Source organism: Ruegeria sp. BC8 (genome assembly GCF_056535705.1).
This window is the reverse complement of record NZ_JBQFIV010000002.1, coordinates 139,692-164,439: the sequence shown is the minus strand read 5'-3', so window position 1 is coordinate 164,439 and position 24,748 is coordinate 139,692. Positions and strand designations below refer to the sequence as shown.

At 63.6% G+C, this 24,748-nt stretch carries 22 protein-coding genes and 1 pseudogene; 12 read left to right on the top strand and 11 right to left on the bottom strand.

Annotated features, from left to right (window positions below):
- The 4 genes and pseudogenes from ACR3EK_RS18010 to ACR3EK_RS17995 all read left to right on the top strand — a co-directional run.
- Positions 1 to 1,299, top strand: a pseudogene (locus tag ACR3EK_RS18010) (GH1 family beta-glucosidase); the annotation flags it as partial.
- Complete coding sequence (locus tag ACR3EK_RS18005; protein ID WP_480634263.1) at positions 1,285 to 2,328, top strand: glucokinase; 1,044 nt, start codon at positions 1,285 to 1,287, stop codon at positions 2,326 to 2,328. The pseudogene ACR3EK_RS18010 and the gene ACR3EK_RS18005, both read left to right, overlap by 15 nt.
- A 39-nt stretch (positions 2,329 to 2,367) precedes the next feature.
- Positions 2,368 to 3,294, top strand: coding sequence for a carbohydrate kinase family protein (locus ACR3EK_RS18000; RefSeq protein ID WP_480634142.1), 927 nt, complete (start codon positions 2,368 to 2,370; stop codon positions 3,292 to 3,294).
- A gap of 18 nt (positions 3,295 to 3,312) precedes the next feature.
- Entirely contained in the window at positions 3,313 to 3,978 is a 666-nt protein-coding gene (locus tag ACR3EK_RS17995; RefSeq protein WP_170359737.1) for a D-lyxose/D-mannose family sugar isomerase, read from the top strand.
- Here ACR3EK_RS17995 and ACR3EK_RS17990 read toward each other — a convergent pair.
- The gene (locus ACR3EK_RS17990) at positions 3,972 to 4,937 is read right to left on the bottom strand and encodes a cation efflux transmembrane domain-containing protein (protein ID WP_480634141.1); all 966 of its coding nucleotides are present in this window, start codon (positions 4,935 to 4,937) and stop codon (positions 3,972 to 3,974) included. The genes ACR3EK_RS17995 and ACR3EK_RS17990 overlap by 7 nt on opposite strands.
- 40 nt (positions 4,938 to 4,977) lie before the next feature.
- Positions 4,978 to 6,603, bottom strand: a complete 1,626-nt coding sequence (locus ACR3EK_RS17985) for a GMC family oxidoreductase (protein WP_480634140.1) — start codon at positions 6,601 to 6,603, stop codon at positions 4,978 to 4,980.
- Between the two features lie 161 nt (positions 6,604 to 6,764).
- On the opposite strand from ACR3EK_RS17985, the gene ACR3EK_RS17980 reads away from it, so the two are divergent.
- A complete protein-coding gene (locus ACR3EK_RS17980; protein WP_480634139.1) occupies positions 6,765 to 8,315 on the top strand; it encodes a trimethylamine methyltransferase family protein in 1,551 nt (516 codons plus the stop codon).
- Between the two features lie 42 nt (positions 8,316 to 8,357).
- On the opposite strand, the gene ACR3EK_RS17975 is transcribed toward ACR3EK_RS17980, so the two are convergent.
- From ACR3EK_RS17975 to ACR3EK_RS17945, 7 genes are all read right to left on the bottom strand, one after another.
- A complete protein-coding gene (locus ACR3EK_RS17975) occupies positions 8,358 to 9,698 on the bottom strand; it encodes an NAD(P)/FAD-dependent oxidoreductase (RefSeq protein WP_480634138.1) in 1,341 nt (446 codons plus the stop codon).
- Positions 9,695 to 11,191: an aldehyde dehydrogenase gene (locus ACR3EK_RS17970; RefSeq protein ID WP_480634137.1), complete on the bottom strand. Its 1,497-nt coding sequence runs from the start codon at positions 11,189 to 11,191 to the stop codon at positions 9,695 to 9,697. Before ACR3EK_RS17970 ends, ACR3EK_RS17975 begins: the two co-directional genes overlap by 4 nt.
- A gap of 3 nt (positions 11,192 to 11,194) precedes the next feature.
- A complete protein-coding gene (locus ACR3EK_RS17965; protein ID WP_480634136.1) occupies positions 11,195 to 12,112 on the bottom strand; it encodes a dihydrodipicolinate synthase family protein in 918 nt (305 codons plus the stop codon).
- A 151-nt stretch (positions 12,113 to 12,263) separates the two neighbouring features.
- The gene (gene nagA, locus ACR3EK_RS17960) at positions 12,264 to 13,415 is read right to left on the bottom strand and encodes an N-acetylglucosamine-6-phosphate deacetylase (RefSeq protein ID WP_480634135.1); all 1,152 of its coding nucleotides are present in this window, start codon (positions 13,413 to 13,415) and stop codon (positions 12,264 to 12,266) included.
- The gene (locus ACR3EK_RS17955) at positions 13,412 to 14,443 is read right to left on the bottom strand and encodes an SIS domain-containing protein (RefSeq protein WP_170359722.1); all 1,032 of its coding nucleotides are present in this window, start codon (positions 14,441 to 14,443) and stop codon (positions 13,412 to 13,414) included. Before ACR3EK_RS17955 ends, nagA begins: the two co-directional genes overlap by 4 nt.
- Positions 14,444 to 14,451: 8 nt before the next feature.
- Entirely contained in the window at positions 14,452 to 15,219 is a 768-nt protein-coding gene (locus ACR3EK_RS17950) for a GntR family transcriptional regulator (protein ID WP_480634134.1), read from the bottom strand.
- Positions 15,216 to 16,103, bottom strand: coding sequence for a glucosamine kinase nucleotide-binding domain-containing protein (locus tag ACR3EK_RS17945; RefSeq protein WP_480634133.1), 888 nt, complete (start codon positions 16,101 to 16,103; stop codon positions 15,216 to 15,218). Before ACR3EK_RS17945 ends, ACR3EK_RS17950 begins: the two co-directional genes overlap by 4 nt.
- Before the next feature lie 157 nt (positions 16,104 to 16,260).
- Between ACR3EK_RS17945 and ACR3EK_RS17940 the strand changes: the two genes are divergently transcribed.
- The 6 genes from ACR3EK_RS17940 (at position 16,261) to ACR3EK_RS17915 (ending at position 22,296) form a co-directional block, all read left to right on the top strand.
- Complete coding sequence (locus ACR3EK_RS17940; protein WP_480634132.1) at positions 16,261 to 17,154, top strand: N-acetylmuramic acid 6-phosphate etherase; 894 nt, start codon at positions 16,261 to 16,263, stop codon at positions 17,152 to 17,154.
- Positions 17,155 to 17,186: 32 nt separating this feature from the next.
- A complete protein-coding gene (locus ACR3EK_RS17935) occupies positions 17,187 to 18,437 on the top strand; it encodes an ABC transporter substrate-binding protein (RefSeq protein ID WP_480634131.1) in 1,251 nt (416 codons plus the stop codon).
- Positions 18,438 to 18,505: 68 nt separating this feature from the next.
- Positions 18,506 to 19,420 (top strand): carbohydrate ABC transporter permease, encoded by a 915-nt coding sequence (locus ACR3EK_RS17930; protein ID WP_093963180.1) that lies wholly within the window; start codon positions 18,506 to 18,508, stop codon positions 19,418 to 19,420.
- A 14-nt stretch (positions 19,421 to 19,434) separates the two neighbouring features.
- Positions 19,435 to 20,274: a carbohydrate ABC transporter permease gene (locus ACR3EK_RS17925; protein ID WP_170341176.1), complete on the top strand. Its 840-nt coding sequence runs from the start codon at positions 19,435 to 19,437 to the stop codon at positions 20,272 to 20,274.
- Entirely contained in the window at positions 20,271 to 21,299 is a 1,029-nt protein-coding gene (locus ACR3EK_RS17920) for a Gfo/Idh/MocA family protein (protein WP_480634130.1), read from the top strand. Before ACR3EK_RS17925 ends, ACR3EK_RS17920 begins: the two co-directional genes overlap by 4 nt.
- A gap of 1 nt (position 21,300) precedes the next feature.
- Complete coding sequence (locus ACR3EK_RS17915) at positions 21,301 to 22,296, top strand: ABC transporter ATP-binding protein (RefSeq protein WP_480634129.1); 996 nt, start codon at positions 21,301 to 21,303, stop codon at positions 22,294 to 22,296.
- A 10-nt stretch (positions 22,297 to 22,306) separates the two neighbouring features.
- Here ACR3EK_RS17915 and ACR3EK_RS17910 read toward each other — a convergent pair whose 3' ends face one another.
- On the bottom strand, positions 22,307 to 23,008 hold the full coding sequence (locus tag ACR3EK_RS17910; protein ID WP_093963736.1) for a Crp/Fnr family transcriptional regulator: 702 nt from the start codon (positions 23,006 to 23,008) through the stop codon (positions 22,307 to 22,309).
- Positions 23,009 to 23,187: 179 nt separating this feature from the next.
- Here ACR3EK_RS17910 and hemA point away from each other — a divergent pair, with 179 nt between their 5' ends.
- Entirely contained in the window at positions 23,188 to 24,411 is a 1,224-nt protein-coding gene (gene hemA, locus ACR3EK_RS17905) for a 5-aminolevulinate synthase (protein ID WP_480634128.1), read from the top strand.
- A 59-nt stretch (positions 24,412 to 24,470) separates the two neighbouring features.
- Here hemA and ACR3EK_RS17900 read toward each other — a convergent pair whose 3' ends face one another.
- On the bottom strand, positions 24,471 to 24,746 hold the full coding sequence (locus ACR3EK_RS17900) for a cytochrome C oxidase subunit IV family protein (RefSeq protein ID WP_480634127.1): 276 nt from the start codon (positions 24,744 to 24,746) through the stop codon (positions 24,471 to 24,473).
- Between the last annotated feature and the right edge of the window lie 2 nt (positions 24,747 to 24,748).

The following is a 24,748-nucleotide window of genomic DNA, read 5'->3' as shown; positions in this document are numbered from 1 at the left end:
ATGAAGTACACCCGCGCTGATTTCCCCAAAGACTTTCTCTTTGGTGTCGCAACCTCTGCCTATCAGATCGAAGGCCACGCACAGGGCGGCGCCGGCCCGACCCATTGGGACAGTTTCGCGGCCACGCCCGGCAACGTGGTGCGTTCCGAAAACGGCGATCTGGCCTGCGACCACCTGCACCGGTTCGAACAGGATTTCGACCTGATCCGCGAGGCCGGGTTCGACTGCTATCGCTTTTCCACCAGCTGGGCGCGCGTGCTGCCCGAAGGGCGCGGTCCGGTGAACCAGGCCGGGTTGGACTATTATGACCGGCTGGCCGACGCCCTGCTGGAACGCGGCATCCGCCCCTGCGCCACCCTGTATCATTGGGAGCTGCCCTCAGCCCTGGCCGATCAGGGCGGCTGGCGCAACCGCGACATCGCCGATTGGTTCGCCGATTTCACCGAGATCATCATGGGCCGCATCGGCGACCGCATGTACAGCGTCGCCCCGATCAACGAGCCTTGGTGCGTCAGCTGGCTGAGCCATTTCGAAGGCCACCATGCCCCCGGCCTGCGCGACATTCGCGCCACGGCCCGCGCCATGCATCACGTCCTTCTGGCCCACGGCCGCGCGATTCAGGCGATGCGAGGCCTTGGCATGTCGAACCTGGGCGCGGTGTTCAACCTGGAATGGGCCGAACCTGCCGATAACACCCCCGAGGCCCGCGCGGCCGCCGATCTGTATGACGGTATCTACAACCGGTTCTTCCTGGGCGGCGTGTTCAACAAGGCCTACCCCGAGAACGTCCTGCAGGGGCTGCAGGCCCACCTGCCCGATGGTTGGCAGGACGATTTCGACACGATCGGCACGCCGGTCGACTGGTGCGGGCTGAACTACTATACCCGCAAGCTGATCGCGCCCGCCGACACGCCCTGGCCCAGCCTGCAAGAGGTGCCTGGCCCTCTGCCCAAGACACAGATGGGGTGGGAGATCGAGCCAAGCGCGCTGACCCGGTTCCTGACCCGTACGGCCCGGGACTACACGGGCGATCTGCCGATCTATGTCACCGAAAATGGCATGGCCAGCCCCGAGCGGCAGCAGGATGACGACCGCATCGACTATCTGAATCAACATCTGGCGGCGGTTCAGGACGCGCTGGATCAAGGGGTTCCGGTCAAGGGCTATTTCATCTGGTCGCTGCTGGACAACTACGAATGGGCGCTGGGATACGAAAAGCGGTTCGGCCTGGTCGATGTCGATTTCGACACGCTGGAACGCCGCCCCAAGGCCTCGTTCCGAGCGATGCAAGCCGCTTTGGCCCACGGCGATCCGGTCTCGGTTCCGATGGCGCAGCCCAGGGGCGCGATGCACGACCACTGGAACCTAGTGGCCGATATCGGCGGCACCAACACGCGGCTGGGGGTCGTCACCAATGGCACGCTCACCGATCTGCGCAAATCACCCACCGGCACCCTGCCCGAGTTTCTGGCCGCCCTGCACGACCTGTGCGCCGAGATCGGAACGCCGCCGCGCGCCGTGGTCGCCGCGGGCGCGGGCCCGGTGCGCAATGGCACGATCCGTCTGACCAATGCCAATCTGGACCTGTCCGAGACTGACATCGCCTCGGCCACCGGCGCGGACCACACCTTCGTCATCAACGACTTCACCGCCGCCGCTTGGTCGGTGGCCGAGATCACGGGCGATGACGTGCAGGCCCTGCAGGGCGACCCGACCCCGCCCAAGGGCACCCGACTGGTGGTCGGCCCCGGCACCGGGCTGGGCGTCGGCGCGCTATTGTATTCCGAAGGCCACTATCACACCGTCTCGGGCGAAGGCGGCCATGTCGGCCTGTCGCCCCGCACCCTTGACGAAGTAGACGTGTTCGAAGCCGCCCGCCGGATCGCGCCCGAGTGTTTCTTTGGCGACAGCCTGACGCTCGAGGCAGAGATGTTCCTCAGCGGTACGGGCCTGCCGATCCTGTACCGCGCCGTGGGCATGGCTGCTGGCCAACCCGACACGCCCGCCCTGCCCGCCAAGGACATCCTGCAGGCCGCACGCGACGGGTCCGATCCGCTCGCCATGCGCGCCGCGCAGATCTTCACCACCCATCTGGGTGCCGTGATGGGCGACATGGCCGTGACCGTGATGCCCACCGGCGGCGTCTTCCTCGTGGGCGGCGTGGCCGAGAAGAACCGCTGGCTGTTCGGCGACGACTTCCTGGCCGCCTTCAACGCCGGCGGCCGGTTCGACGCGCTGCGGCAAGGCTTTGGCGTTTATGTGTCGGAACAGGCTGAATTTGGCATTGTTGGCGCTAACAACTTCTGCAAAAATGCGCTCGCGCGGTAAACTCACCGCCAGATCTTTGCAGAAGGAAGGAGCCGGGACATGATCCTGTGCTGTGGCGAGGCCCTGATCGACATGATCGCGGAGCCGACGGTTTCGGGCGCGCAAGGTTTCGTGCCGCATTCGGGTGGCGCGGTGTTCAACACCGCCATCGCCCTGGGCCGGCTGGGTGCGCCTGCCGGAATGCTGACCGGGTTGTCGCGCGACATGTTCGGCCAGCAACTGGCGCAGGCCCTGAAAGACAGTCATGTGGATGGCTCGCAGGTTGTTCTTTCGGACCGTCCGACCACGTTGGCCTTCGTACAACTGCAGGACGGGCACGCCACCTATTCCTTCGTCGATGAAAACTCGGCCGGGCGGATGCTGCGCCCCGAGGACATGCCGGACCAGCTGACCGCGACCTCGGCGCTGTATTTCGGCGGCATCAGCCTGGCCTGCGAGCCCTGCGCCGATGCCTATGCCGCCCTGCTGGACCGTCACGGGGCCGAGCGCGCGGTGATGATCGACCCCAACATCCGCCCCGGCTTCATCCAGGACCAGACCCGCTATCGCACCCGGCTGAACCGGATGATCGCGCAGGCCGACATCGTCAAGGTCTCGGACGAAGATCTGGACTGGATCGTCCCCGGCCCTGAAACGCTGGAAGAAAAGGTGCCGCTGCTGCTGCAGGCCGGCCCCGCCGTGGTGATCGTCACGCGCGGCAGCCAGGGCGCGACCGGGTATTTGGCCGATGGCCGCACGGTTTCAGTGCCGGTCACGCCGGTTCAGGTGGTCGACACGGTGGGCGCGGGCGACACGTTCAACGCCGGGGTACTGGCGCAACTGCACCGCACCGGGCTGCTGACCAAACAGGCGCTCCGTGCGATCTCGCCCGACGACCTGCGCGCCGCGCTGGAACTGGGCGGCAAGGTTGCTGCCGTCACCGTATCCCGCGCCGGGGCCAACCCGCCCTGGGCACACGAGCTGTAAGTCATCGAAAGCACCGATATGAAACGATCCGAGATCAACCGCATCAAGGCCGAGGCGCAGGCCTTCATCAATTCGTTCGGCTTTGCGCTGCCGCCCTTTGCCGACTGGACGCCCGAGCAGATGCGCAGCCCGCAGGCCGCCGGCATCCGCGCCCGTGGCCTTGGCTGGGACATCACCGATTACGGCCAGGGCAGGTTCGACGAACTGGGCCTGTTCCTGTTCACCCTGCGCAATGGCGACGAAAAGGACCTGAGCGCAGGACGGGGCATGCTCTATGCCGAGAAGTTGTTGATTTCGCGTGACAAACAGCTGTCGCCGATGCATCGCCACATCGTCAAGGCCGAGGACATCATCAACCGCGGCGGCGGCGATCTGGTGATGGAGATCTACGCCTCGGCCCCCGATGGCAGCATCGACCGCGACACCCCTGTCACCGTACCCAGCGACGCCTGCCCGGTGACCATCCAGCCGGGCGAGCATCTGCGCCTGAAACCGGGCGAAAGCGTCACGCTGATGCCCGGCATCTGGCACGCCTTCTGGGCGGAAAAGGGCGATTGTCTGATCGGCGAGGTCTCGACCGTCAATGACGACCGCACCGACAACGTGTTCGAACAGCCGATCCCGCGCTTTGCCACGATCGAGGAAGACACCGCGCCCGAATTCCTGCTGGTCGCCGATTACTGAACGCGCGGGGCCGCGCCAAAGGGCGGATCCGAGGCCAGCGTCAACGCGACCCGGCCCGGGCTTGCGGCCTGGGCCAGCCGGTCGCGGATGGCCTCGAAGGCTTCGATCGTCACGGGTTCGGCGGGTTTCAGATAGACAAGGTGGAACAGCGCCCGCCCGCTGCGCACCGTCGCCACGTCCAGCACCTGAAACGGGCTGTCTGCACAGATCCGGCGGGCCTGCCCAATGATCTCGGACCGGGCATCGGCCGGCAGCGCCACGCCAACGATATCGCGCAGCGCGCCCAGAAACACCTTGATGGGCTGCGGCAGCAGCGCCAAGCACAGCAGCAACACCACCAGCGCATCCGACACCGGAACCAGACCTGCAAGCGGCCCGCCCTCAAGCAGGGTGATCGCAAAAAACGCCGCCCCGGCCCCAAGGCTCAGCACCCCGTCGACCATCGCGGCCCGGGACTCGACCCGCAGCAGATCGCTGGTCTTTCCCGTGCGGCGCCAGTTCCAGCGATGATAGGCGAACAGCGCCAGACAGATCGCCGCCATCGACCCGGCATAGATCAGGATCCATTCCAGAACCACCGGCGCGGCTTCGCCCGTCCTGGCATAGGCCAGCAGACGGTTCACCGCCGAACCGGCTGCCATCACGATGATCCCGAACAGCAGCAGGCTGCGGAACATCACGAAGACGGATTCGTCGATCTCGTATCCGAAGGGGCGGTTCTGGTCCGGGGCGCGCCGGATCGAGGCGGCGACCCATCCCGCCACCACAGCCGTTGCGAAATTGAGTCCCGAGAACAGCCCGTCCAGCAACAGCGCATCGGAGTTTGCCAGCAACCCGGCCACAACCCCGGCGCCTGCCATGAACAGGCTGGCCCATTTTGCCGCGTTCAGCGACCGGCGTTCAAAAATCAATGTGTCCTGCATCGGTTCAGCTTCTCGGTTGATGAGGCTGGCGGTCATTTATGTCCGGCAGGCCAAGGCGCAAGCCCCTGTGCCGTGCTCATGCCCGTCCACGTATCATGTCGGCAGCCTTTTCCGCGATCATGATCACGGGCGAGGCGGTATTGCCCGAGACGATCTTCGGCATGACCGAGGCATCGACCACCCGCAGCCCCTCCAGACCCCGAACGCGCAACCCTGGATCGACCACCGCGGCGGCGTCACTGCCCATGCGGCAGGTGCCGACCGGGTGAAAGATCGTCGTGGCGATATCGCCCACCGCTTCCAGCAGGCCCTGTTGGTCGTTGATCTCGGGACCGGGCAGAACCTCTTGCGGGTGATACGGTGCCAGCGCCCGCGCCGCCATCACCTGCCGGGCCTGCTGTACGGATTTGACCGCCACCTGCCGATCACGCTCGGCCGAGAGGTAGTTCAACCTGATCTCGGGCTGGGCCTTCGGATTGGGTGTTGTGATGTGGCAGTGGCCCCGGCTTTCGGGCCGCAGATTGCAGACCGAGACGGTGATCGCGGGGAACGGATGCAGCGGGTCGCCCAGCCGGTCGGTCGACAGCGGCTGCACGTGATATTCCAGATCCGGCGTGGCCAGCATCGGGTCGGACTTGGTGAACATGCCGAACTGGCTGGGCGCCATCGCCATCGGACCCGACCGGGTCAGGGCGTATTGCGCCGCGATGCGCGCCTTGCCCCACAGGCTGTTGGCCATGGTGTTCAGGGTTTTCGCGTTCCGCACCTTGAACACGGTTCGGATCTGCAGGTGGTCCTGCAGGTTCGCCCCCACGCCCGCGCTTTCATGCTGAACCGCGATCCCCTGCGCCGCCAGCACCTGAGGGTCGCCGATCCCCGACAGCTCCAGCAGCTTGGGCGAGTTGATCGACCCCGCCGCCAGCAGAACCTCGGCCCGGGCAAGGGCCCGGTATTCGATGCCGCCACGGGCAAAGCGCACGCCACGCACGGTCTTGCCTTCGAGGATCAGGCCCAGCGTCTCGGCCTCGGTCAGGACCCGCAGGTTGGGCCGTTTCATCGCGGGGCGCAGAAATCCCTTGGCCGTGTTCCAGCGCACGCCGTTCTTCTGGTTGACCTCGAAAAACCCCGAGCCTTCGTTGTTGCCGTCATTGAAATCGGCGCGCGGCTGGATGCCGATCTCACGCGCGCCGGCTTGCACGGCCTTCAGGATCTCCCAGCTCAGCCGTTGTTTCTGAACCTTCCATTCGCCGCCGGCCCGGTGCATTTCGCTGCCGCCGGCGTGATGATCTTCGGATTTCAGGAAATAGGGCAGCACGTCGTCCCAGCCCCAGCCCGTGTTGCCCAGCTGCCGCCAATGGTCATAGTCGGCCGCCTGCCCGCGCATGTAGATCATCCCGTTGACCGAGCTGCACCCGCCCAGCACCTTGCCGCGCGGATAGACCAGCGACCGCCCGTTCAGCCCCGGCTCGGGCGCGGTTTTCATCATCCAGTCGGTGCGCGGATTGCCGATGCAGTACAGGTACCCCACCGGGATGTGGACCCAGTGGTAGTTGTCCGACTTGCCCGCCTCGAGCAGCAGAACCCGTGTTTTAGGGTTCTCGGTCAGCCGGTTGGCCAGCACGCAGCCTGCGGTACCTGCGCCTACGATGATATAGTCGTATTCACCCTCAAGCCGGGCGGTTTCAGATGTGGCGGAATTCATTCTCGGTCTGCTCTGTGCATTGTTCCTGATCATGCGGAGCGCAGCTTAGCAGCTGTTGCGGGCAATGCACGGGTCCGATGTCGCATTCCGCAACAGTATTTCGCAATCCTGCAGGTCGCGCCCCCGGTCGGCGGCCAGACTGGTGGCAAAGGAGGCCCAGAATGACCCAGACCGCCATCCGCGTCCGCACCGGAGGCCGCGCCGCCCGCCGCGCCCTGCGCACCGCACCCTGCTTTGACATGTTGCCGGGCCTGACCCGCAACATCCCGCTGTGCGAGGTGATGGACGGATCACAGGTCGAGCGGATCGACGCGGCCTCGATGGACATCCTCGAAAACGTGGGCGTGCAGTTCCGCGACTCGATCGCGCTGGCTGACTGGAGGGCGGCTGGAGCCAAAGTTGAAGGCGAGCGGGTGTATCTTGATCGCGGGCTGGTCCGCGACTTGATCGCGACGATCCCCTCGGACTTCATCTATCACGCCCGTGACCCGCGCAAGAATGTGCGCCTGGGCGGTCCGCACGCGATTTTCGTGCCGATGACCGGCGCGCCGTTTCTGCGCGACCTCGACGACGTGCGCCGCAACCCGACGCTGGACGATCTGGCGATGTTCCACAAGCTCAGCCACATGCTGCCCGCGCTGCATTCCAGCGCCCACCACATCGTCGAGCCCTACGATCACCCGATCAGCCAACGCCACCTGCGCATCACCTATTCGTCGATGAAGTATTCCGACAAGACCTTCATGGGCATGACCACCTCGCCCAGAAACGCCGAGGACGTGATGGAGATGTGCGCGATCCTGTTCGGCGAAGAGTTCATGGAGGATCACCCCGTCACCACCGGCAACTGCAACGGCAACTCGCCGCTGGTCTGGGACGAGACCATGCTGGGGGCGATGCGCGCCTTCTGCCGCCGCAACCAGCCGGTGCTGTGCTCGCCCTTCGTGCTGGGCGGGGCCAACACGCCGGCCAGCGTGCCGGCGACGGTCGCGCAGCTGAACGCCGAGGCGCTGAGCGCGCTGGCCTATACGCAGGTGATCCGGCGTGGCTGTCCGGCGATCTATGGGCATTACCTGTCGACCGTCAGCATGAAGTCCGGCGCGCCGATGGCGGGCACGCCCGAGATCAGCCTGATGAACTTCATGATCGGCCAGATGGCCCGGCACTACGGCGTGCCGTGGCGCAGTTCGAACACGCTGGGCGGGGCCAAGACATTCGATGCGCAGGCGGGATATGAATCCGCCACCACGCTGTCGGCGGTGATCCATGCCGGGGCCAACTATATCTGGCATTCGGCGGGCTGGAACGAGGCCGGGATGCATTGTTCGACCGCCAAGTTCGTTGTCGATGCCGAGCAATGCGCCATGGCCTACCGCATGGCCGAGGGCCCGAAGTGGCACGATTTCGACGAGGCCGTTGCGGCCGTATCCGATATCGGCCCCGGCGGGCATTACCTGGGCCATCCGCACACGCAGGACAATTTCCAGGAGGCGTTCTTCATGCCCGAACTGTTCGACAACAACTCGATCGAACAATGGGTGGCCGAGGGCGAGGTCGAGATCACCGAGCGCGCCCTGAACCACGCCCGCAAGCTGCTGGCCGAGTATCAAGAGCCCCGCCTGGACCCGGCCACCGACGAGGCATTGCGCGACTACATCGCCCGGCGCGAGCGGGAGATCCCCGCCGCCGACGAGTTGAACCAGCACTGTTAGGAAACACTCCACTTGCCCGCCTGCCTGTCAGGCGGGCCTTTTTCATTCGTTGCGCGCGCGCCATTCCTTCCAGCGCAGCACCATGTTGGCGCCGACCTCAGACAACGGTCGGGGCGGCAGGCGTTTGGGACGGTCCTCGGCTCCGAAATGCTCGCTGATCCCGGACCGCACGCCACAGGCCGTTTCGGCCGCGGCGATCCCGGTCAGGGTGCCGCGCGCGGTACCCAACCCGTTCTGGACGCAGGCGGAATAAACGCCGGTCTCGATCTCGCGGGTGACAGAGACGCCGTTCAGGCTCAGGCACAGATGACCGGCCCATTCGTACTCCATCGCGATGCCCCGCAGCTGCGGAAATCGCCGGTCGAATTTGCGCCGCATCACAGCAGCTGCGCGCCGCAGGTCCGCTGCCCGCGCCTCCATGCCCGGGCGCAGCACGGCGCAGGTGCGGGTGATGATCCGGTTGCCGCCCTGCCCGGTGTCGATCCGGCGCATGGTGGTGCCCATCGGATCGGACGGAGTCACGCCCCAGCGCGGCTGGCCACCCACCCGGGCCAGGGCATCGGCCTCCAGTTCTCGCGTCATCGCCGCGAACAGAAACAGCTGCATCAGCCGGCCACGCTCCACCCCGAAACTTTCCAGATGGCCGTTCACCGACAGGATCAGCCGACCGGTCGACACCTGCCCTTGCGCAGTCTGCACGCGCCAGCCCGCCCCGTCGCGCTGGAACCCCGTGACCGCACTGTTTTCAAAAATCTGCACCCCATCGGCCGCCAACCCCGCCGCCAAACCGCGCACATAGCCCGCAGGCTGCAGCATGACCGTGCCCGGCGTGTACAGCCCCGAGACATAGTGCCCGGACCCAGTGAGTTCCTGCATCTGCTGCCGGTCCAGCATCTCGGACCGCTCGCCGAGGCTGTCCAGATGGCGGGCATAGCTTTGGTTGTGCGCATGTCCCGCCGGACTGGCCACGCCGTTCACTTTGCCCGCCGGATCGAAATAGTTGGGGTCAATGCCGTATTCCTCGACCGCCGCACGGGCAAAGGCGATAGCCTGCCGGTTCAGCCTGATCATCGCCCGGTCATCGCCCGCCCCGGCATAGTCGTCCGAGGCCAGATCATGCGGCAGATCGATCATGAAGCCCGAGTTGCGCCCCGCCGCGCCTTCCGCCACACGCCCGGCTTCAAGCACCACGATCCGCGCATCGGGCGCCAGTTGCCGCAAACGCCGCGCAGCAGACAGCCCGGCAAAACCGGCGCCCACGATGGTGAAATCGGCGGTGATATTGCCTGAAAGCTGCCGCGCGGGAGGTTGCGGGCCCAGCAGGGCATTCCACGCCGCCGGGCCGCGCTGAACCGGCAGGCGGCAAGCGGTGAAACGCGTCAATCCACCGCCTCGTCGGCATCATCCGACAGGTCGATCCACAGCGTCTTCAGCTGCGTGTACTGGTCATGCGCATGCAGCCCGTTGTCCCGCCCGCCAAAGCCCGACTGCTTGTAGCCGCCGAACGGGGTCGAGATGTCGCCCTCGCCAAAGCTGTTCACCGTCACGGTTCCGGCCCGGATCGCGCGGGCACCGCGCAGGGCACGCTTGGCATTGGCGGTGAATAGCGACGCGCACAGCCCATATGGCGTGTCATTGGCCATCGCGATGGCCTCATCGAACCCCGCGACCTCGATCACCGACAGGACCGGCCCAAAGATTTCCTCGCGCGCCAGCGGCGCGTCATTGTCCGGCAGCTCGACCACGGTTGCCTCGACGAACCCGTTCTCGGCCTTGCCACCCAGAAGGACTGACGGCGCCTTGTCCAGATAGCCGCAGACCTTGTTGAAATGGTCTTTGCTGACCAGCGCGCCCAGCCGGGTTGCAGGGTCCAGCGGGTCGCCCACGTTCCACTGGCGGGCATGATGGGCGACGCGCTCCAGCAACTCGGGTTTGACCGCACGGTGCACAATCAGGCGCGACGTGGCCGAGCAGTTCTCGCCCATGTTCCAGAACGCCCCGTTCACCACATGGGCGGCAACCCGGTCGAGGTTCTCGGCATCCTCCAGCACGATGGCCGGGTTCTTGCCGCCCATTTCCAGCACCACCTCCTTGGCGTTGCTTTCGGCGGCATAGGACAGGAATTTCTTGCCCGTTACGGTCGAGCCGGTGAAGGACACCATGTCGACATCCATATGCCGCCCGATGGGTTCGCCCACCTCGGCGCCGCCACCCGGAACCACGTTCAGAACCCCGCGCGGCAGCCCGGCCTCGGCCGCCAGTTCGGCCAGACGCAGCGCGGTCAGCGGGGTTTCCATCGCCGGCTTTACCACCACCGAGCACCCTGCCGCCAGCGCCGGGCCGATCTTCCAGGCCAGCATCAGCAAGGGGAAGTTCCACGGCAGCACCAGCCCAACCACCCCGATCGGTTCGCGCAGGATCATCGCGATGTGGTCGTCGCTGGCGGGCGCGACTTGATCGTAAATCTTGTCGATTGCCTCGGCGTGCCATTTCAGGCAGTGGATCGCCTCGGGCACATCCACGGTTTCGCAGTCAAAGATGGTCTTGCCGCTGTCGATGCTTTCCATCACCGCCAGTTCGCGGGCATTGCGGGTCATGAGCTTGGCCAGGCGAATCAACACATCTTTGCGCGCCGACGGGTGCAGGCGCGACCAGCGGCCGTCGTCGAAGGACTCGCGCGCCTTTTCTACGGCCAGGTCCACATCGGCGGCGGCGCAGGCCGCGACCTCGGTCAGCACCGCGCCTGTGGCCGGGTTCACCGTGGGAAACACCGCGCCCGAGATCGCCGGGCGATAGCCGCCGTCGATGAAAGCGCCGGTGGGCAGGTCCAGCCCGGCGGCGATGGATGCGTATTCGTCCCGTGTCAGCAAGCCCATGCCTCAGCCCTCCGCCATGATGTCTGCGATCTTGCGTTTCAACACGCGGGTCACCTGTTCCAGCGCGCGCTTGTCATCCTTGTTCAGCCCCTTCAGAGGCGGCCGAACCGCGCCCGCCGGGATGCCGTTCATCGTGACCCCATGCTTGATGGTCTGGATGAACTTACCGCCCTGTTCGAGCACTCGCATCAACGGCATCAGCGCCGACATGATCCGGCGGCCCTTGGCGAAATCGCCTTGCAACACGCAGGCCTCATAAAGCGCCACATGCTCGCGCGGCAGAAAATTCGACCCGCCACAGACCCAGAACGGCGCGCCCCAGGCGAAGAATTCCAGCGCCTGATCGTCCATGCCGCAGCCCAGCTGGATATGCGGATAGTCCCGCGCCAGCATGTGTAAGCGGTTGATGTCGCCCGAGCTTTCCTTGATGCCGCAGAAATTGCGGCTGCGCCCCACACGGTCGAGGAACTCCGCCCCCATCATCGTGCCGGTGCGGTGCGGATAATTGTACAGCATCACCGGCAAATCCGCCGCCTTGTCGATGGCCAGCGCATTCAGGGCGTTTTCCCGGTCGGTCGGCACCGAATAGGGCGGGCTGGCCAGCAGGATGGCATCGGCCCCGATCTGGCGCGCGCCTTGGGCCAACGCGATCGAATCCGACGTCAGCATCGCACCGGTCCCGACCACCAAAGGTAGCCGACCCTTCAAACGCTGGTGGGTAAAACGCGCCAGTTCCAGCCTTTCATCGACCGTCTGGGCATAGTTTTCGCCGGTGGACCCGCCCGAGATCAGACCGTGCACGCCATTCTCGACCAGGTATTCGATCACCTCGGCCAAGGCATCCCAATCGACGCTGAAATCATCCGCATAGGGCGTCACCACCGGGGTATATATCCCCTGAAATCTGAACACGGGCGTCATCTCAATCCTCTTGCCGGGCACGCGTGAAGCTTGCGCCCGACACCAAAGCTAAGAAAAATACAAGATGTGCACAATGTAGATTCCCGACATGAACGGCCCAGGGTCCGACATGTCGAAAAAATCAGTCGACCATAAGTCGGCCTGAATACCGTCAGCTGAGTGCGTGACCTTCCTGCCAGACCTGGAGCAGCCCGTGGTCGGAGACATGCAGCACAGTGGCGCGGGCACCGGCCGCCAAACGGCCAAGATCTGATCTGCCGATCAAATCCGCAGGCAACCGAGTCGCCATGTCGAAAGCAGCTTGCAAAGGCAGTTGCGCGAATGCAACCACGTTGCGAACCGCGTCCAACAGCTCGAGATGCGCACCGGCGAGCGTTCCATCGGCGAGGGTCAACCGGTTGCCGTCGCGCAAGATTTGACGGCCGTTCAGCAGGAAGCTGTCGATATCAGACCCGGCGGTCGCCATCGCGTCGCTGACAAGGAAAACACAACCCGGCCCTGTTTTGGCCCGGATGGCATTGCGCACTGAAACCGGATGGACGTGAATTCCATCAGCGATCAGGCCCGCAGACAGCTCGCCAAGCGCCAACGCTGCGCCTACGACGCCGGGCTCTCGGTTACCCATCTGGCTCTGAGCATTGAACAAATGTGTGACGCAACGCGCGCCGGCCTGAGCCGCTTTTTGACAGGTTTCAAAACTCGCATCCGTATGGCCCAGCGAGACGACGATCCCCGCTTGGGTCATGGCGTGTATCTGATCATCGGTCACGCTTTCCGGCGCCACCGTAACCTTGAGAACCGGCAACTGCGCGGCTGTGTCCAGCAACAAATCCAGATCAGCCTGCGCCATCGGTCGGATCAGGGCAGCATCATGTGCACCCTTGCGGGCTTGGGACAGGTGCGGGCCTTCCAGATGAAGCCCGACAATGCCGGGAACACCCTCGTTCACGGCCGCGATCGTGGCCGCAATGGCTTGGCGCGTGACCTCAGGCGTATCCGTGATCAGCGTTGGCAAGATCGACGTTGCTCCGATACGGGCATGCGCCCGCGACATGGTGCGGAGCGTTTCCAGATTTGGGGCGTTGTTGAACATCGCCCCCCCGCCGCCATTCACTTGCAGATCGATGAAGCCCGGAGCCAGCAGGCCACCGTCCAGCCGCGACACCCTCGCTGTTCCGGGAGTTTCGAAGACAGGCGTCACGCCCTCGATACGCCCTTCCGCGAACAGAAGGGCATGATCCTGCAGGATACCTGCAGGGGTCAGAATGTCCGCGCCCGCCAGAGCCTGCAGTTCGCTGGTCATACGGTTTCCGTCACCTTGTTCAGATGCCGCGGTGCGTCCGGATCGATCCCGCGCGAGGCGGCAAAGGCCTCGACCATCGCGTAGAAGGAGACGATCAGGCTCAGCGGATCAGTCAGGGAATGCCCCGTGCGGACATGCGGAATGCGGGTCGCGGAAGTAACCCTGTCCGTGGTCGCAAAGACACGGGCACCCTTGGCGCTGATTGCGTCGGCCACCTCCGCCAACGCAGGCTCCGCCGCATCTGCCGCTGCAAAGCTGAGTACCGGAAAACCGTCCTCGACGATGGACACCGGCCCGTGCAGAACCTCGGCCGAGGAATAGCTTTCAGCGTGCAACTGGCAGGTCTCCTTGAACTTCAGCGCAGCTTCGTTCGATACAGCCAGTGCCTGACCTCGGCCAAGCGTGAACAATGACGGGTGAGCACCGATAGCGTCACGCACTTCGGGCCAATCGATCCGGGCCGCCTGATCCAGCTGCTCGGGCAGGTCGCGCAACGCCGCCAGCAACGCCGCATCCTGCCCCCACTCTGCCAACAGCCACAAGCCGGCCACCGCCGATGTGACGAATGTCTTGGTGGCCGCAACACTCAGTTCGGGGCCTGCCTGTATATCTATGGCGTGATCGCTGACTTCGGCCAACGGTGAAGCCGCGTCGTTGGTCAACGCTACTGTCAATGCGCCGTCGCGCCGGGCATTGCGAGCCATGGCCACGATGTCAGGGCTTTTGCCGGATTGCGACACCGACAGGCACATCGCCTGACGCATGCGCAGAACCGAGTCGTAGATCGATCCGATCGACGGCCCGACCGAGGCCACCGGCACACCCAATAGGATCTCCGACGCGTATTTGAGATAGGTGCAGACGTGATCGGAAGACCCGCGTGCGACCGTCACGACAAATGTCGGGTCCAGTTCGCGGGCAACCGAGGCGACCGCCTCAATGTCGGTCTGGCCCCGACTCAGAAGCCTTTCTACGGCCACGGGGATTTCATCAATTTCCCGGCGCATCCGGGTGATCTGCTGTTGCATGATGTGTCCTAGCTGTTGGCCAACCGCAATTCGGCGACAAAATCATAGGCGTCGCCGCGATAGATCGACCGAGTGAATTCAACGACCCGCCGATTGGACAGGTATGATGTACGAACGATGCGAAGCCCGGCCGCACCGGGTTCGACCCCAAGCAAACCCGCGTCGGCGATGTCCAGATTGATCGCCGAAATCCGCTGGAGCGCCCGTACCGGCCGGTTTCCATCCCGTTCCAGGACTTCGTACAATGAGGCTTCGACCTCCTGCGGGCGCGGCAGAATGTCGATCGGCAGCGAGGCCCGTTCGATCGCCATGGGCCGATCGTTGGCCATACGCAGGCGCGAGATGCGCGCGACCGCTTCGCCCGAGGACAGGGCCAGCGCCATCACCTCCTCGGGCGACGGAGTGTGAACACCGCGCTCGAGCCACTCGCTAGAGGATTCAAGACCGCGTCGGTTCATGTCCTCGGTGAACGAGGTCAGCCGTGACAGGGATTGCTCGACCCGAGGCGTTCCGTCGGCCACGAAACTGCCCGAGCCCTGGCGCTGAATGACGATTCCCCGATCTACCAGATCCTGCATCGCCCGGCGCACGGTGACGCGAGAAAGGCCCGTAAGGTTTGCGATCTCGCGTTCGGCCGGGAGCGGTGCACTTTCCGCCAGCAGACCATTCTCGATGCCCTCTTCGATCCGCTTGCGCAGCCGAACGTACCGAGGCCCCACGGCCTGCTGCATCCAGTCACCGGCCCTGAGGAAAGTTTCGATCGTTTCGGCGGTCATGCTGCCCCCAATCTGGCGCGCTCGGCCAGCTGTGCGGCGAGCTGCAGCGCCCCGTCAAGGGCGGTGCCCGCCGGCTCGATCATCGCGCTCTGCACCTGGGTGGAAAGATAGTCGATGTAATGCGATGCCACCCCGCCCACTGCACAGACCGGCTCGGCAGCATCGCGACCAAGGGCCTGAAGCCCTGCAGCGACATAGTCGGCGCCCTCGCGCATCAGGGCTACGGCCGCCACATCGCCTTTTTGAGCCGCCGCAATGATTTCGGGCGCGAAGTCTGCGATTTCGGCCGGCCGCGCCTGCCCCGCAAATCGCACGATCTGCATCGGGTCATCGTCAAAACGTCTGCGTATGGACCGCATCAGCGCGCTGTCGGGGATTATTCCGTCCGCTGCAAGCAACACCCGCCGCAGCAACTGCTTTCCCAGCCAATATCCGGACGCATCATCACCGATGAGCGCGCCGTATCCGCCAAGCAACCGGATTTCGCCATCACTTTGCCGGGCCAGGAACGATCCTGTGCCGATCCCGATCAAACATCCATCGACCGGACCCAACGCCCCAACCACGGCCGAGCGACGGTCATCCTCGACTTGCACAATGCGCGATGGCAGGTGCCGTGCGATTTCAGCACCGGTGTCCGCGTCGGTCACGCCAGCCAGCCCTGCGTAGATCGGAATCCCGGTCAAAGCCGCTTCGGGCATCGCAGCACGCTCGGCCAGAGCCCGCAGCCCGGCATTCAGCGTTGAGATAGCCGCCGCACGATCGGAATAGACATTGGCGCTTCCCAGAATCAGATCATGCCGCCCGGTGGGGCCGACCATGGCAAACCGGCAGCGTGTACCGCCACCGTCAATTGCAATGAGATATTGGAGGGACTCATCCATATAGATACCTTTACGATACCTTTTGTCTGAAAAAAAGACCTCTTGTGTGCCGAGATCGTGATTTTTCATGCTTATCGGTCGATATTTCGCGATTTAAAACGAATGGTAGACAAAAGGTATTATATAGGTATTATCTTCGATGCCAAAGGGGAATCACATGACGCCGCACATGCTGCCGCAAACCGAAATGCTGCGCGACGAATCCGAGGGACTGGACCTGCGCCCGGACGCCGAAGTTCTGCGCCTGCTGCTGGATGCGCAGAAAGCCGCACTGAACGGGCTGGATGCATGCCTTCAGGATATCTCAAGAGGTGCGGCATTGATGGCAGAAACCATCCGCACCGGGGGGCGGCTCTATTATGCCGCCGCCGGGTCGTCCGGGCTGATGGGCTTGGCCGATGGGGCGGAGATACCGGGGACATTCGGCCTGACTCCAGAGTCGATCGCCATCTGCATGGCCGGCGGCATACCGACCGGGGCAGAGATGCCGGGTCACACCGAAGATGACACCCGAACTGCCGAAATCGCAGCCGCCGACCTCCGCCCCACGGACACGGTGATCGCGATATCCGCCAGCGGCACCACGCCTTACCCGTTGACCTTTGCCGGAATTGCAAGGTCCCGCGGCGCCAAAACCATCTGCATTGCCAACAACGCCGACGCTTTGCTGTTCGAGCACGCCGATTGCGCAATTTGCCTGAACACCCCGCCCGAAGTCATTGCCGGATCGACCCGACTGGGCGCCGCAACCGCGCAAAAGGCGGCGCTCAACATGCTCTCGACCCTCATGGGTGTCAGGTTGGGCCATGTGCATGACGGCATGATGGTCAACGTGGTGGCCGACAATGCCAAGCTGCGTCAGCGCGCAGAAGGAATCATCCGGAACATAACCGGCGCCACAGCTCAGCACGCCGCTGATGCCCTGGATCGTGCCGAAGGCAACCTGAAGCTTGCCGTACTTTTGGCCGCCGGCGCCGCAACACCGGCGCAGGCCAGTGACCTGCTGACGGCATCGGGCGGCCATCTGCGCCCTGCGTTGAACCAGATTTGAACCAAGAAGAAGACCAAAAGGGAGAATACATCATGAGAACAACCACACTGACCGCCGTGCTTCTGGCGTCATCGGCCCTGGCCGGTGCGGCAATGGCCGAAACCACGCTGACCATCGAGAGCTGGCGCAACGACGACCTGGCCCTGTGGCAGGAAAAGATCATCCCGGCCTTTGAGGCCAAGCATCCCGACATCAAGATCAAGTTCACCCCGTCGGCACCCGCGGAATACAACGCCGCCCTGAACGCCAAACTGGATGCCGGTTCGGCCGGAGACCTGATCACCTGCCGTCCCTTCGACACCTCACTTGGCCTGTACGAGGCAGGCAAGCTGGCCGATCTTTCTGATCTGGAAGGAATGGCGAATTTCTCGGACGTCGCCAAATCAGCGTGGCAGACCGATGACGGCTCGGCCACCTTCTGCGTGCCAATGGCCTCGGTGATCCATGGGTTCATCTACAACAAGGACGCGTTCGACGAGCTGGGCCTGTCGGTTCCGGAAACTGAAACCGAGTTCTTTGCCGTTCTGGACAAGATCAAGGAAGACGGCACCTATATCCCCATGGCCATGGGCACCAATGACCAGTGGGAAGCCGCCACCATGGGTTACAACAACATCGGGCCGAACTACTGGAAGGGCGAAGAAGGTCGCCTCGCCCTGATCGAAGGTTCTCAGAAACTGACGGACGAGCCGTGGGTCGCCCCCTACCGCCAGCTGGCCAAATGGGGCGCCTATCTGGGCGACGGGTTCGAAGCGCAGACCTATCCCGACAGCCAGAACCTATTCACGCTGGGCCGCGCCGCCATCTATCCGGCCGGCAGCTGGGAGATCAGCGGCTTCAACAACCTGGCCGATTTCGAGAAGGGCGCTTTCAAGCCGCCGGTCCAGAATGCCGGGGACGAGTGCTATATCTCGGATCACACCGACATCGCCATTGGCCTGAACGCAGCGTCGCCCAACGCCGATGCGGCACGCACCTTCCTGAACTGGGTCGGGTCCGAGGAATTCGCGCAGATCTATGCAAACGCCCTGCCCGGCTTCTTCTCTCTCTCCAGCTTCGATGTAGCGATGGAGGACCCACTGGCACAGGAATTCGTGAGCTGGCGGAACGAGTGCAACTCGACCATCCGGTCCACCTATCAGATCCTGTCGCGTGGAACGCCCAACCTTGAGAACGAGACCTGGAACGCATCGGCTCAGGTGATCAAGGGCGAAGAATCGCCCGAGGACGCCGGCAAGCGCCTGCAGGACGGGTTGGCCAGCTGGTACGCCCCGCACCAGTAACCCGTCTTTCGTGACGCAAACGGCTCTGGCCAGGCGGCCAGAGCCACCCTGAGCTTTCGAGGAACAACATGGGCAATCGCCGGATCAAATGGCACATCGTGGTGTTTCTGGCACCCGCAGTGCTGGTCTACTCGGCCGTCATGGTCTTTCCGCTGTTCAACACGCTGCGGCTGGCGCTTTACACCGAGGTCGATCAGGCCCGAGTGTTCGTAGGCCTGGACAACTTCCGAACCCTGTTCGGCGACCCGATTTGGTCGGATGCGTTCTGGAACGCACTGGGCAACAATTTCTGGTTCTTCTTCATCCACATGCTGGTGCAGAATCCGATCGGGATCGCACTGGCGGCGATCCTCAGCCACCCACGCCTGCGCTTTGCGGCGTTTTACCGTTCGGCCATCTTCATCCCGACGATCCTGTCCTTCGTGATCGTTGGCTTCGCCTGGAAGCTGATCCTGTCGCCGATCTGGGGCATCGCCCCCGATATGCTGGCCGCGGTCGGACTCAAATCTCTGTTCGCGCCTTGGCTGGGCAAAGAGGAATACGCGCTGACCACGCTGGCCCTGATTTCGGTCTGGCAGTTCGTGGGCATTCCGATGATGTTGATCTATGCCGCCCTGCTGTCGATCCCCGAAGAGATCCTCGAGGCTGCCGAAGTCGAAGGCATCACCGGCATGTCCGCATTCTGGAAGATCAAGCTGCCGCTGATCCTGCCTTCGATCGGCATCATCTCGATCCTGACGTTTGTCGGTAATTTCAATGCGTTCGACCTGATCTACGCATCCCAAGGTGCTCTGGCGGGGCCGGACTTCTCGACCGACATCCTTGGCACGTTCATGTACCGGACCTTCTTCGGGTTCCAATTGCAGCTCGGTGACCCGCATATGGGATCGGCCATCGCAACGGGCATGTTCGCCATCATCCTGACGGGGGTCTGCATCTATCTGTTCCTGATCCAGACCCGCATCCGCCGGTATCAGTTCTGAGGGGCCCGAGGAGAATGAACAAAGCCCGCAGAAACCGCTTCAACATCGCAGCCATGCATGGCGCGCTGATCCTCTATACGCTGATCGCCCTGTTTCCGGTCTTCGTGATCGTGATCAACAGCTTCAAATCGCGAAAGGCGATCTTCCGTGAACCGTTGGCGCTGCCGGATGCCGACTCGTTCTCGATGATCGGATACCAGACGGTGATGAAACAGGGCGACTTCTTCCTGTATTTCCAGAATTCGATGATTGTCACCGTCGTGTCGCTGTTCCTGATCCTGCTGTTCGGTGCAATGGCGGCTTTCGCGCTCAGCGAATACCGGTTCAAGGGCAACACGCTGATGGGCCTGTACCTTGCGTTGGGCATCATGATTCCAATCCGCATCGGCACGGTTGCGATCCTGGACATGATGGTGGCGACCGGTCTGGTCAACACGCTGATGGCGCTGATCCTCGTCTACACCGCACAGGGCCTGCCGCTGGCCGTATTCATCCTGTCCGAATTCATGCGGCAAGTCAGCGACGACCTCAAGAATGCAGGCCGCATCGACGGGCTGAGCGAATATACCATCTTCTTCCGCCTTGTTCTGCCGCTGGTACGTCCGGCGATGGCGACCGTGGCCGTGTTCAACATGATACCTATCTGGAACGATCTTTGGTTCCCGCTGATCCTGGCCCCGGCCGAAGAGACCAAGACCCTGACCCTCGGTAGCCAGGTCTTTATCGGGCAGTTCGTCACCGACTGGAACGCGGTGCTTTCCGCGCTCAGCATGGCGATCCTGCCGGTCATGGTTCTGTATGTCATCTTCTCGCGGCAACTGATCCGCGGGATCACTTCGGGGGCGGTCAAATGATCCGGGTTCTGATCGCAGGTTTGGGCAACATGGGTCTCAGCCACGCGCTGGCGCATCATCACCATCCCGACGCCCAGATCGTGGGTCTGGTGAACCGATCCGGGACAGTGGATCACCCGGATTTGCAGGGGTATCCGGTCTTCACCGATTTCCATACGGCGCTTGCGGTCACCAACCCTGATCTGGCCGTGATTGCCACCTATTCCGACAGCCATGCCGATTATGCCTGTGCCGCAATGGACGCCGGTGCGCATGTGTTCGTCGAGAAACCCTTGGCCACCACCGTCGCGGACGCACGCCGTGTCGTCGAGAAGGCCACTGAAGCCAACCGCAAGCTGGTGGTTGGGTACATCCTTCGGCATCACCCCTCTTGGATGCGGCTGATATCCGAGGCGCGCGACCTGGGCGGCCCCTATGTCTTTCGCCTGAACCTGAATCAGCAGTCCGACGGCCCGACATGGGAGACGCACAAGGCGCTGATGCAAACCACCTCACCCATCGTGGACTGCGGTGTGCATTACGTCGACGTCATGTGCCAGATTACCGATGCCCGGCCCGTTCGGGTCAACGGCATGGGCCTGCGTTTGTCGGATGAGATCGCGCCCGACATGTACAATTACGGCCAGTTCCAGGTGGTGTTCGAAGATGGCTCGGTTGGTTGGTACGAGGCTGGTTGGGGTCCTATGATGTCCGAAACGGCGTTCTTCGTGAAAGATATCGTTTCACCCAATGGCGCGGTTTCCATAACCGAGGGCAACAAGGGCGCATCCGACGATGTGGACGGCCACACGAAGGTAGGCGGCATTCTGGTGCACAAAGCCAGCGGCGACACCATGATCGAGATGGATGGCGAACCCGGCCACCAGGAACTGTGCGACGCCGAACAAGCCTACATGCTGCAAACCATCGCGCAGGACATCGACCTGACCCGCCATATGAATGACGCGGTGCAATCCCTGCGGATCTGCCTTGCCGCCGACCAAAGCATTCGATCCGGCCAGCCGGTCGACCTGAAGGAGACGTGACGTGACCGCCCTGAAACTGACCAATGTGTGCAAGTCCTTCGGACAGGTAAACGTGCTGAAAAACATCGACCTGACCGTCGAGGAAAACGAATTCGTGGTCTTTGTAGGCCCCTCGGGATGCGGCAAGTCCACCCTGCTGCGCGTGATTGCGGGGCTTGAAGAGGCGACCTCGGGAACGGTCGAAATCGATGGCCAGACCGTCAACGAGGTCCCACCCGCCAAGCGCGGCATCGCAATGGTGTTCCAGTCTTATGCGCTGTATCCGCATCTGACTGTTCGGGGGAACATGGAACTGGGCTTGAAGCAGGCCGGGCATCCCAAGGACGAAATCGCGCGCCGCATCACCGAAGCCAGCCGCATGTTGTCGCTGGATCCCTATCTTGAACGTCGCCCGGCCGAGTTGTCCGGCGGTCAGCGCCAGCGCGTCGCGATCGGCCGCGCGATCGTGCGCAACCCCAAACTGTTCCTGTTCGATGAACCGCTGTCGAACCTGGATGCCGCGTTGCGCCTGAACACCCGGGTCGAAATCGCAAACCTGCACCGCCAGATCGACGCCAGCATGATCTACGTGACACACGACCAGACCGAGGCGATGACTTTGGCGGACAAGATCGTCGTGTTGCGGGACGGCCGGGTCGAACAGATCGGCAGCCCGATGGAGCTGTACAACAACCCCGCCAACCGGTTTGTGGCCGAGTTCATCGGGTCTCCGGCGATGAATTTCGTGCCCGCTGATCGGATCGGTGGATCTGGCCAGCAACTCATCGGCATTCGCCCTGAATACGCTCGCCTTGGGCAGACGGGTCCGCTGTCAGGCACAGTCGTTCACGTGGAAAACCTTGGCGCAGATACCAACGTGTTGGTCGATATCGGTACCGACAAGCCCTTTACCGTTCGGGCCTTTGGTCAGCATCAGGTGTCCCCGGGGACGCAGGTCGGCATCGACTATGATCCGGCCAATGCACTGACCTTCGGAGAGGACGGGTTGCGGGTTTGACCGGGCGCGTTCAGCGCCCCCAATTGTCGGCCGGGTCGCTGTCGGCATAATCTCGCAGCTGCGGAATGTCCGAGATTTCCGCGTGGTTGCGGTTGATCTTCACCCCCACCGCCTTGAGCCGCGAAAACGCACGGCTCAGGCTTTCGGGTTTCATGCCCAAACGCCCGGCGATCAGCATCTTGTCATAAGGCAGCTCGACTTCGCAGGCGCCTTCGTCGCAGTCACACAGGTTCAGCAGGAACTCGGCCACCCGCTGCGCCCCGGTCTGGGCCTTGAGCTGTTCCAGCTGGGACACCAGCGAATGCAAATGTGTGAAGGTCGAAGCCAGGATCGAGATCCCGATCTCGGGGTCGGTCTTCATCAAGGAAATCAGCACCGGGCTGGGAATGTGCATGATCTCGCAGGCCGAGACCGCCTCGGCCGAAACCGGATAGGGCACGTTGCGCAGCGCCACCGCCTCACCAAAGCTTTCGCCGCGGGTGAAAACGCTGACCACGGCCTCGGCCCCGGTGGGCGACATGCGGAACAGCTTGACCCATCCGGCCAGCACCACATGCACGGCCTGGGCGCTTTCCTCCTGCACAAAGATCGTCTCGCCACGGTCATACTGGCGCCAGATTGCGTGGCTCAGCAGAGTTTCGACATGCTGATCCGGCAGGCTCTTGAGCAGCAGCGACTGCCGCGCAATGGCTTTTTGTGCTTCATGCGCCACGAAGGCATCCCCTTTTGTCCGGCCGCAAACCCGGCTCATCCATCCCTGCGCCAGCCTATGCCAAACCCGCGCGCCGCGCACCACCCTTTTCCCGGCGTCGCTTGACTATTGTCATGTTCCCGGCGTGCGCGCGCCCATAGTCTGCCCGCCAACAGCCAGTTTTCCGGGGAGATCGAGACATGGATTACGAGCGTTTTTTCAGCCAGAGCCTCAGCGACCTGAAGGCCGAGGGCAACTATCGTGTCTTCATCGACCTGCAGCGCAAATGCGGCGCCTTTCCCAATGCCCGCCAGACCGATGGCGCGGCGGCACGGGACGTGCGCATCTGGTGTTCGAACGACTATCTGGGCATGGGCCAGCACCCGTCGGTTCTGGCGGCGATGCATGATGCGCTGGACCGCTGCGGCGCCGGTGCGGGCGGCACCCGCAACATTTCCGGCACCACCCATGACCACGTCCTGTTGGAACACGAACTGGCCGACCTGCACGGGAAAGAGGCGGCGCTGCTGTTCACCTCCGGCTACGTCTCGAACTGGGCGGCGCTGGGGACGCTAGCGGCAAAGATCCCCGGCCTGATCGTGTTCTCGGACGCGCTGAACCATGCCTCGATGATCGAGGGCATCCGCCATTCGCGGGCGCAGAAGGTGATCTGGAAGCACAACGATCTGGACGACCTGCGCGCCAAGCTGGCCGCCGCCGACCCCGAGGCGCCCAAGATGATCGCCTTTGAATCGGTCTATTCGATGGACGGCGACATCGCTCCGATCAAGGAAATCTGCGACCTGGCCGATGAATTCGGCGCCATGACCTATCTGGACGAGGTCCATGCCGTCGGCCTCTATGGTCCCCGCGGCGGCGGCATCGCCGAGCGCGAGGGTCTGATGCACCGTCTGACCGTGATCGAGGGCACGCTGGGCAAGGCCTTCGGCGTGGTGGGCGGCTATATCGCCGCGTCGGCCGCGCTGTGCGACTTCGTGCGCAGCTTTGCCAGCGGCTTCATCTTCACCACCGCCCTGCCCCCGGCGATCGCCGCCGGGGCGGCGGCCTCGATCCGGCATCTGAAGCAGTCGAATGTGGAACGCGACCTGCAGAAGGCGCGCGTGGCCCAGGTGCGCGCCCGGCTCGACGCCGAGGGCATCCCGCATCTGCCCAACCCCAGCCACATCATCCCGGTGATGGTGGGCGACCCGGTCAAGTGCAAGTTCATCTCGGACACGCTGCTGGAAGAATTCGGCATCTACATCCAGCCGATCAACTATCCCACCGTGCCCAAAGGAACCGAGCGGCTGCGCATCACGCCCTCGCCCGTGCATACCGATGCCGATATCGACCATCTGGTCGGCGCGCTGTCGGCTTTGTGGCAACGGTGCCAGATCGCCCGCATGCCGATGGCCGCGCAATAGATTTCTGTCCCTGAACTGGCAAGCCGCCGTGCCCCTGTGCGCGGCGGTTCTTTTTTGCCTCAGACCAGGTAGAGCGCGAAGATCAGTGCCGCAAAGCTGCTCAGCACCATCGTGAAGCCCCGCAGCCAGGCCGGGCTGCGTTCAAGGTCGAGATACCGCGCCAGGATGATGCGGGCCTTGAACAAGGCCAGCAGCAGAATGCCGCCCCCGACCAGCCGAGGCCCAACGGGAACGAGGGTCAGCAGGGCCGAGGCCAGGCTGAGCGCGATCAGGCCGGCCCAGGCGGGGGTCAGGCGATCCGCATGGGTGTCTCGGGCAAAGAAAAACCACGGCATCG

Bases quoted from the DNA above. Each gene is read 5' to 3' on its own strand.
- ACR3EK_RS18005 (WP_480634263.1), top strand. From the start codon at position 1,285: ATGCAAGCCGCTTTGGCCCACGGCGATCCGGTCTCGGTTCCGATGGCG.
- ACR3EK_RS18000 (WP_480634142.1), top strand. From the start codon at position 2,368: ATGATCCTGTGCTGTGGCGAGGCCCTGATCGACATGATCGCGGAGCCG.
- ACR3EK_RS17995 (WP_170359737.1), top strand. From the start codon at position 3,313: ATGAAACGATCCGAGATCAACCGCATCAAGGCCGAGGCGCAGGCCTTC.
- ACR3EK_RS17990 (WP_480634141.1), bottom strand. From the start codon at position 4,937: ATGACCGCCAGCCTCATCAACCGAGAAGCTGAACCGATGCAGGACACA.
- ACR3EK_RS17985 (WP_480634140.1), bottom strand. From the start codon at position 6,603: ATGAATTCCGCCACATCTGAAACCGCCCGGCTTGAGGGTGAATACGAC.
- ACR3EK_RS17980 (WP_480634139.1), top strand. From the start codon at position 6,765: ATGACCCAGACCGCCATCCGCGTCCGCACCGGAGGCCGCGCCGCCCGC.
- ACR3EK_RS17970 (WP_480634137.1), bottom strand. From the start codon at position 11,191: ATGGGCTTGCTGACACGGGACGAATACGCATCCATCGCCGCCGGGCTG.
- ACR3EK_RS17965 (WP_480634136.1), bottom strand. From the start codon at position 12,112: ATGACGCCCGTGTTCAGATTTCAGGGGATATATACCCCGGTGGTGACG.
- nagA (WP_480634135.1), bottom strand. From the start codon at position 13,415: ATGACCAGCGAACTGCAGGCTCTGGCGGGCGCGGACATTCTGACCCCT.
- ACR3EK_RS17955 (WP_170359722.1), bottom strand. From the start codon at position 14,443: ATGCAACAGCAGATCACCCGGATGCGCCGGGAAATTGATGAAATCCCC.
- ACR3EK_RS17950 (WP_480634134.1), bottom strand. From the start codon at position 15,219: ATGACCGCCGAAACGATCGAAACTTTCCTCAGGGCCGGTGACTGGATG.
- ACR3EK_RS17945 (WP_480634133.1), bottom strand. From the start codon at position 16,103: ATGGATGAGTCCCTCCAATATCTCATTGCAATTGACGGTGGCGGTACA.
- ACR3EK_RS17940 (WP_480634132.1), top strand. From the start codon at position 16,261: ATGACGCCGCACATGCTGCCGCAAACCGAAATGCTGCGCGACGAATCC.
- ACR3EK_RS17935 (WP_480634131.1), top strand. From the start codon at position 17,187: ATGAGAACAACCACACTGACCGCCGTGCTTCTGGCGTCATCGGCCCTG.
- ACR3EK_RS17930 (WP_093963180.1), top strand. From the start codon at position 18,506: ATGGGCAATCGCCGGATCAAATGGCACATCGTGGTGTTTCTGGCACCC.
- ACR3EK_RS17925 (WP_170341176.1), top strand. From the start codon at position 19,435: ATGAACAAAGCCCGCAGAAACCGCTTCAACATCGCAGCCATGCATGGC.
- ACR3EK_RS17920 (WP_480634130.1), top strand. From the start codon at position 20,271: ATGATCCGGGTTCTGATCGCAGGTTTGGGCAACATGGGTCTCAGCCAC.
- hemA (WP_480634128.1), top strand. From the start codon at position 23,188: ATGGATTACGAGCGTTTTTTCAGCCAGAGCCTCAGCGACCTGAAGGCC.
- ACR3EK_RS17900 (WP_480634127.1), bottom strand. From the start codon at position 24,746: ATGCCGTGGTTTTTCTTTGCCCGAGACACCCATGCGGATCGCCTGACC.